Origin of the sequence: Streptomyces dysideae (genome assembly GCF_001514305.1) — a bacterium.
GTDB lineage: Bacteria > Actinomycetota > Actinomycetes > Streptomycetales > Streptomycetaceae > Streptomyces > Streptomyces dysideae.
Genome location: NZ_KQ949162.1, coordinates 1 through 4,824 on the forward strand (window position 1 = coordinate 1; position 4,824 = coordinate 4,824).

Here is a 4,824-nt window from a genome sequence, read left to right on the forward strand (position 1 = left end):
GCCGTGGCGATCAGCTGGCGGCTCGGCTCACCGTTCTGGGGCCAGGGATACGCGTCCGAAGCCGCCCACGCCACGCTGGAGTTCGCGCTCCAGGACCGTGGCCTCGACCGCATCATCAGCATCAACCGGGTGGGTGACGACGCCTCCGACAACGTCATCCGAAAGCTCGGCATGGTGCCCGAGCGAGAGACGGCGCACCCGGTGTATGCCTATGCGCTGCGCGTTCACACCATCGATCTCACCGAGTTCCAGGCGTGAACCGGCCGCGCCGTCGATCGTCACAGGACAGCTGACCGCTGTCCATACGGCCCCGACTGATCGCCACGGAGCGGACACCCAGGCGAAGGATGCTACATTTCCGTCGCTGACCTGCGCTTTCACGGAACTGCGGACAGAGCCTTGAAATCGGCCAGGGACGCTCGTCGCCTCATTCGGTACGACGTTCTACGGAGTGGAGAGCCTCAGCGAGCGCCAGCGAGCGCCACGCGCATTGCCGGACCGGACTGCCCAGTGGTGACGTGTGCGGGTGGCCTCGTTGGTGAGTTTCGGGAACGTCTGTTGCTTCGACGGCGTGATAGCCCGGTTTGACGACGGGGCGTCGTCATAGGACGGGCCCTGGCGGTACGAACGCCCGGATGGCGCCGGCGTGTGGCGGGCCTGTCGCCGACGGGTTGAATGCGGTGCAGCGGGGGCAGGGGCGGGACACTCCAGGTGTCGGGGGCGGGGCTAGGGTCGGCGGCGTTACGATCACCAGCAGCAGGAGACTCCATGCCGTCAGGGCGCACGCAGCAGGACGCCGCCCAGGCCCGGCCGACCGGGCCCCGGCCGCTGGCTCCGCTTCCCTTCGACGTGGAGGCAGTCTTTCCGGAGCTGTTCGGTACGGCGCGCGAGGTCACCCTCCTTTACCCCCGGGCCGGGCAGCCGGGTCCGGGTGACAGCTCCATCGGCGGGCCGTTGCTGTGGCCGGCCGACGAGCCCTGGCCGATGTGTGCCGAACCGGGCCACTACAAGCCGCTCGACGCGCCCGTCGGGCCGGAGCCGGTCGCGATGGTCCCGGTGGTTCAGCTGTACGCACGGGATGTGCCCGGCCTTGTCTTCCCCGCCGGCACCGACCTGTTGCAGATCCTGTGGTGCCCACTCGTTCACGAGGACGACCAGGCCGCGGCCAACCCCCGGCTCCACTGCGCAGCACGACGCTGACGGTCGCTGGCGCCGCTGGCGGGGAACCACCTCGCCCGCACACCGCGGAGGAGGACTACCTGCCGCGCCCGTGCACCGTTTCCCCCACTCCGGCCGTGGAGTACCCGAACTGGGACCTGCCGGAGGGACTCAGCAAGCTGCTCGACCAGCGGTTTGAGGCCCTGAAGGAGGAACGGGGCTACGACTACTTCGAGGTGGCCACCACGCAACAGAGCAAGGTCGGCGGTTACCCGGGGTGGACCCAGCCGCCCGATTGGCCCGAGTGCGCAGGCTGCGGCACCCGCATGGAACACCTGCTCAGCGTCACCGCGACTGAACCAGGAATGGGCCGGTGGCTCCCCCTGGACGACTGGGACCCCCGCCAGGACGGGGCTGCGACCCCGTCCTGGCGGGCCGAGGCCGATCCCGCCGCCCTCGACGCGTTCGGGCACGACATGGGCCTGGGCGACCTCGGCGGCATGTACTTCTTCGTCTGCCGCATCTGCCCCGACACCCCGTACACCCACCGCTACGACTGCTGAGGTCCGCCCGGCCGGCTGGCGCGCCGCGACGTAGCCAGCCGCCGGGCGGCCCTCCCCTGGCGGCTGGCCGCAGCGCGCCGGAGACCTGGCGGTTTCGCCGCCAGGTCGCCGCCGTGGAACAGCAACTACACCCACTTGAGCTACAAAGTTAGCTTCAAAGTGACGTTCAAAGTGAATTTTGGTGTGATGTTCAGGTAGGTTTGGGGGTAGGAGGTTGCTCATGCCCACGGAAGAAGAGCTGATCGCGCGGGCCGCGGAGCTGCTGGCCCGCGGCCCTTTGCTGCCGCCGCCAGCCGAGCGGAAGCGGCTGCGTGAAGCCGCAGGCCTGAGGCAGGAAGATGTGGCGATCGCGCTGGAGACGAAACGGGAGACCGTGAACGGCTGGGAGACCGGCCGCACGATGCCCCGGCCGCCGCGCCTCGCGGCGTACAAGCACCTGTTGGACGGATGGGCCGCGCAGTACCCGGCTTCCCCGGGCAACGCGAATGCCCCCTCCGATGTCACGGCCGCCCCGCAGACGTTCACCGGCGCGCCCGCCCCGGCGGAAGCGCGGACTCTGTCCGCAGCCCCGGCCTCTGTTTCCGAGAACACCCCGCCCCGCCCCACCACCGACACCGTCGCCGCCCCGGCTGCCGCGGTGTCGCCTCCGGCGCGCACCGCCAGGCCGTCCTCGACGTCGCGCCGCCCCGGCGGGCACCGACCCGCGCTTTGAGAACGGCCCGCTCGCCGTGGTCGACGTCGCCGACGGCCAGGCGGTGGCGTACTGCGTCGGCGGCCTGGTCCTGGACGTGCCCGCCAAGTCCATCCCGGCACTGGTCGACTGGACCCTGAAGGAGGCCAGACTCGGGCAGCCGAAGCTGTCGGGGCCGGGCAAGGACGCCGACCCGCTGATCGTGCTGACCGAGGCCGCGTGCGAGCGCTACGGCCTCCCTGTCGCCCTCACCGAGGAAGAGCGGCTCGCCGGGCGGATCCCGGAGGGCCACAAGGCATCAAGCAACTGACCCGCGCGGAGTGGGAGCTGACGAAGCGCGGGTTCGGGCCGTGGGCGCGGATCTACCGCCCCGCTCAGGGCTCGGAGCGCAACTGCGTGCAGCTGTGCATCCCGTCGTGGAACGCGCTCGACACCCGCCACTGGGGCGAGGCCGGGCAGCTTCCGCCGGCGGACCTCGCCCGGCTCCTGGGCGTGTACGCGTCCCGGGTGATGACACCGCGCGGCTCCACCGCCGTGACCGGCCTGGAGCTGATGACCGCGCTGCACCCGCCGACCCACGCCGTTCGCGATGAAGCCACCGGCACGTTCCGGAAAGCGGACACCAAGACGCCGGGCTCATGGGGCGAGCATCCGGTCGACTGCGCGCCGTGCGAGGCCCCGGACGGGCACCCGCTGCTCAAGGACCTGCCCCGCTTCCACGTCCGCGGCCCGGCGGAGAAGCTGTTCGAGGAGGCGTACGACTGGGCGCGCCCGCTCACCGACGCCGAATGTACCAAGCGACACCTGGTCGGTTTGGACGTGAACATGGCCTTCGCCGCCGGAGCCAACGGCCTGGTCGTCGGCCTCGGTGAGCCGGTGCACGTCCAGGCACCGGTGTTCGACCCGAAGCTGCCCGGCTCGTGGCTGGTCGACCTGACCCACGTCGACCCGTCCCGGGTGAAGGTGACCAGGGACAAGTGGGCGGACCTGGACGGCAGCCTGCTGCCCAGCCCGTTCACACCGAAGGGCGAGCGCCCCGCGGGCCCGGCCTGGTACGCGACGCCCACCGTGGCGTACGCGGTGGAGCTCGGCTACGACGTCGCGCCGATCGAGGCGTGGGTGCGGCCGACTGCTAAGCAGGCCAAGGATCTTGGCATCACCGTCACACGAGCCGATGAAGAGGCGCACTGGTACGACAACGGCCGCTACCTGGACGCCTGGTACAACCGGCTGCGCGACGCCTACCTCGCCACCATGGCCGACCTCGGCGTCGACGCGCACCTGCCGCCGGCCGACTTCCTGGCAGCGATGGACGGCTACCGGCAGCGCGACCCTCAGCTGGCGATCGTGGTGTCCGCGATCAAGGCGACGGTCAAGGGCGGCCTGGGCAAGCTGCGCGAGCGCCCCCGGGGCGAGGGCTGGAAGCCCGGCGAGCCGTGGCGGGCACTGTCCCGGCCCACCTGGCGGCCGGACATCCGCGCGGCGGTCATCTCCCGCACGCGGATCAACCTCCACCGGAAGATCGTCAAGCACGCGGCGTTCACCGGGCAGTACCCGGTGGCGATCCTCTCCGACTGCGTGGTGTACGCGGCCGACGGGACCTCGCCGCTGGACTTCCTGCCCTACCGGGACGGCAAGCCGCTACCCGGCGGCTTCAAGCTCGGCATCAACCCGGGCCTGGTGAAGTGGGAGGGCACCCAGGAAGTGCTGTGGGGCGAAGGCGTGCGGGAGCAGTTCAAGGCCCCCGAGCTCAACCTCGCCCGGTACATCAAGGACGGCACCGTCACCAACATCGACAACGGAGAGTAGGAGAGGGCAATGAGCCTGTTCGGGGACGGCCTGGACGCCGCAGTGCAGAAGGCGTTCACCCGCCCGGCACCCAAGAGCGCGCCCGCGCAGATGCGGTACCTGGTCAAGCAACTCAAGGGCACCAAGGCCGTCGCCCAGATGCTGCGGGTGTCCCAGCGCACCGTCGAGCGGTACGTCAAGGACCAGATCAAAAAGCCACGCCCGGACCTCGCCGCACGCCTGGAGCGCGAGGTGAAGGCCCGGTGGCAACCGCAGATCCGGGCCAAGGCCCGCGAGAAGGCAGCGACCACCGGCGGCATCGTCATCGACACCCGCGCCCGTCTCGGCTACACCGCGCCGATCGGGACGACGGACCAGGACCGCATCCGGCACCTGACCGTCGCCCTGCCGCCCCGCTACGCCGCCCGCCTCTTCGAGGCCCAGGAACAGGGCGCCACCGAGCAGCGCCTCCAGGAGCTCGCCGCTGAGGCACTCAAGGAGGTGTACTTCCAGGACAACGGCCGCCGCGCCGGCCAGCTGGAGGAGGTCCGCTTCACGGACATCGAGCACCTGGAGTTCGATCTGTAGGCCGTTTCAGAACGAACGTCGCCATCGCCTGGCTGT

At 70.6% G+C, this 4,824-nt stretch carries 4 protein-coding genes and 1 pseudogene; all 5 read left to right on the plus strand.

The genetic code is table 11. From position 1 onward, the window contains the following. On the plus strand, positions 1–258 hold a 258-nt coding region (locus tag AQJ91_RS48015; protein WP_159054842.1), incomplete at its 5' end, for a GNAT family N-acetyltransferase. Between the two features lie 510 nt (positions 259–768). Beyond that, on the plus strand, positions 769–1,200 hold the full coding sequence (locus AQJ91_RS57205; protein WP_234383479.1) for a hypothetical protein: 432 nt from the start codon (positions 769–771) through the stop codon (positions 1,198–1,200). 95 nt (positions 1,201–1,295) lie between these two features. Then, on the plus strand, positions 1,296–1,721 hold the full coding sequence (locus tag AQJ91_RS57210) for a hypothetical protein (protein ID WP_234383480.1): 426 nt from the start codon (positions 1,296–1,298) through the stop codon (positions 1,719–1,721). Positions 1,722–1,941: 220 nt separating this feature from the next. After that, positions 1,942–4,221: pseudogene (gene tap, locus AQJ91_RS48030) on the plus strand (telomere-associated protein Tap). 9 nt (positions 4,222–4,230) lie between these two features. Beyond that, complete coding sequence (tpg, locus tag AQJ91_RS48035; protein WP_067036671.1) at positions 4,231–4,788, plus strand: telomere-protecting terminal protein Tpg; 558 nt, start codon at positions 4,231–4,233, stop codon at positions 4,786–4,788. Positions 4,789–4,824 lie beyond the last annotated feature (36 nt).